Source organism: Kitasatospora sp. NPDC057512 (genome assembly GCF_042802135.1).
In the GTDB taxonomy this organism is placed as follows: domain Bacteria; phylum Actinomycetota; class Actinomycetes; order Streptomycetales; family Streptomycetaceae; genus Kitasatospora.
On the sequence record NZ_JBHVET010001050.1, the window covers coordinates 1 to 2,193 of the forward strand.

Here is a 2,193-nt window from a genome sequence, read left to right on the forward strand (position 1 = left end):
GAGGCCGGCGGCCGCACCGCCCGCGCCCGCGGCCGCTTCACCCGCAACTTCGTCATCCAGGCCAGCGCCGCCGACTGGGCGCTGGCCCTGCTCGCCGCCCTGCGCCGGCGGCTGAACGAGCTGCCCGCGGCGGGCCCGGCGGACCGTCCGCACCTGGTGTTCTTCCAGCACGACGAGGTGATCGTGCACACCCCGGCCAACCTCGCCGACGAGGTGGCCGCCGCCGTCGCCGAAGCGGCCGACGAGGCCCGCCGGCTGGTGTTCGGCGACACCCCGGTGCGCTTCCCGCTCAGCACGGCGGTGGTGGACTGCTACGCGGACGCCAAGTGAGCCCCGAACGCTGAGCGATCCCCGGAGACCGAGCCGTCAGAGCTTCCGGAACCCGCGCGCGTCCTCGGCCGCCGCGACCACCTCGGCCAGGCCCGCCCCGGTCGAGGCGGTGACGGCGGCGGCCACCGCGCCCTCCACGAACGGCGCGTCCACCAGCTTCACGCCCGGGCGCGGCTCGTCCTCCAGCACCGTGACGGCGGTGAGCACCGAGCTGCCGAGGTCCGGCAGCACGACCACGCCCGCCCCGGCGTCGGCCCGCGCGATCGCCCCGGCGATCAGGTCGTAGCTGGTGCCGAGCCCGCCGTCCTCGGTGCCGCCCGCGACGACCACCCGCACGCCGTCCGAGGCGAGTTCGCCGAGCAGCTCGCGCAGCCCCTCCGCGAGCCGGGCGCTGTGCGAGACCAGAACAATGCCCACGTTCTCACTCATGCGGCCGACCCTACGGCCGGAACCAGGTACTCCGGGAGAGTGATCGGAATCCCGCGTGTCGCACCCCGTGCCCACCACCCCCGTCTGGCGTAGCGTCGGGGCTACGGCGTCGACGGCCGTGGCGTCCTCACCCAGGTCACCCAGGTCACCAAGGGAGCGAAGAGCGTTGAAGAAGCTGATCAACACCCCGGAGAGCGTCCTGGAGGACGCCCTGGCCGGGATCGCCGCCGCCCATCCGGAGCTGACGGTGGACGTCCCCAACCGGGTGATCACCCGGGCCGCCCGCCCGGCCGGCCCGAAGGTCGCGCTGATCTCCGGCGGCGGCTCCGGCCACGAACCGCTGCACGGCGGCTTCGTCGGCCCCGGCATGCTCGACGCCGCCTGCCCCGGCGAGGTCTTCACCTCGCCCGTCCCGGACCAGATGCTGGCCGCCGCCAAGGCCGTGGAGACCGGCGCCGGCGTGGTCTTCATCGTGAAGAACTACACCGGCGACGTGATGAACTTCGAGCTCGCCGCCGAACTCGCCGCCGAGGAGGGCCTGGAGGTCCGCACCGTCCTGGTCAACGACGACGTCGCGGTCGAGGACTCCACCTGGACGGCCGGCCGCCGGGGCACCGGCGCGACCGTGCTGGTCGAGAAGACCGCCGGCGCGCTGGCCGAGCGCGGCGCCCCGCTGGACGACGTGGCCGCCCTGGGCGAGCGGGTCAACGCCGCCTCCCGCTCCTTCGCCGTCGCGCTCACCGCGGCCACCGTCCCGGCCGCCGGCAAGCCCGGCTTCGACCTGCCCGAGGACGAGATCGAGGTCGGCGTCGGCATCCACGGCGAGCCCGGCCGCCGGCGCGAGAAGCTCCGCCCGGCCCGCGAGCTGGCCGCCGAGGTGGTCGAGACCATCCTGACCGACCACCACCTGACCCCGGGCGACGAGGTGATCGCCCTGCTCAACGGCCTCGGCGCGACCCCGCTGCTGGAGCTGTACGTGGTCTACGGCGAGGTCGCCGCCCGGCTCGCCGAGCGCGGCATCACGGTGGCCCGCAGCCTGGTCGGCAACTACGTCACCAGCCTGGACATGGCGGGCTTCTCGCTCACCCTCACCAAGGCCGACGCCGAGCTGCTGGAACTCTGGGACGCCCCGGTCGACACCCCCGCCCTCAAGCGGGCCTGAGGAGGACGCACGATGGACTTCGACACCCCGCTGGCCGAGGCCTGGGTCCGCGCGATCGCCGCGGCCGTCGAGAAGGAGCGGGCCCGGCTCACCGAGCTCGACTCCGCGATCGGCGACGGCGACCACGGCAGCAACCTCCAGCGCGGCTTCGCCGCCGCCCTGACCGCCCTGGACGGCCTCCGGCCGGCCGGCCCCGGCGCCGTCCTCACCAAGACCGGCACCACCCTCATCTCCAAGGTCGGCGGCGCCTCCGGCCCGCTCTACGGCAAGGC

General features: G+C 74.9%; 3 protein-coding genes and 1 pseudogene. 3 read left to right on the forward strand and 1 reads right to left on the reverse strand.

Annotated features, from left to right (window positions below; translation table 11 throughout):
- Positions 1-330 (forward strand): annotated as a pseudogene (locus tag ACFU6K_RS37410) (bifunctional 3'-5' exonuclease/DNA polymerase); the annotation flags it as partial.
- Between the two features lie 36 nt (positions 331-366).
- Here the strand turns inward: ACFU6K_RS37410 and dhaM are convergent.
- Positions 367-759 carry a dihydroxyacetone kinase phosphoryl donor subunit DhaM gene (dhaM, locus tag ACFU6K_RS37415; protein ID WP_316527245.1) on the reverse strand — a complete coding sequence of 131 codons (393 nt, stop codon included), beginning with the start codon at positions 757-759 and terminating at the stop codon, positions 367-369.
- 166 nt (positions 760-925) lie between these two features.
- Here dhaM and dhaK point away from each other — a divergent pair, with 166 nt between their 5' ends.
- Entirely contained in the window at positions 926-1,921 is a 996-nt protein-coding gene (gene dhaK, locus ACFU6K_RS37420) for a dihydroxyacetone kinase subunit DhaK (protein WP_380670874.1), read from the forward strand.
- 12 nt (positions 1,922-1,933) lie between these two features.
- Positions 1,934-2,193, forward strand: a 260-nt coding sequence (locus tag ACFU6K_RS37425; protein ID WP_380670876.1) for a DAK2 domain-containing protein, incomplete at its 3' end; no start/stop codon positions are given.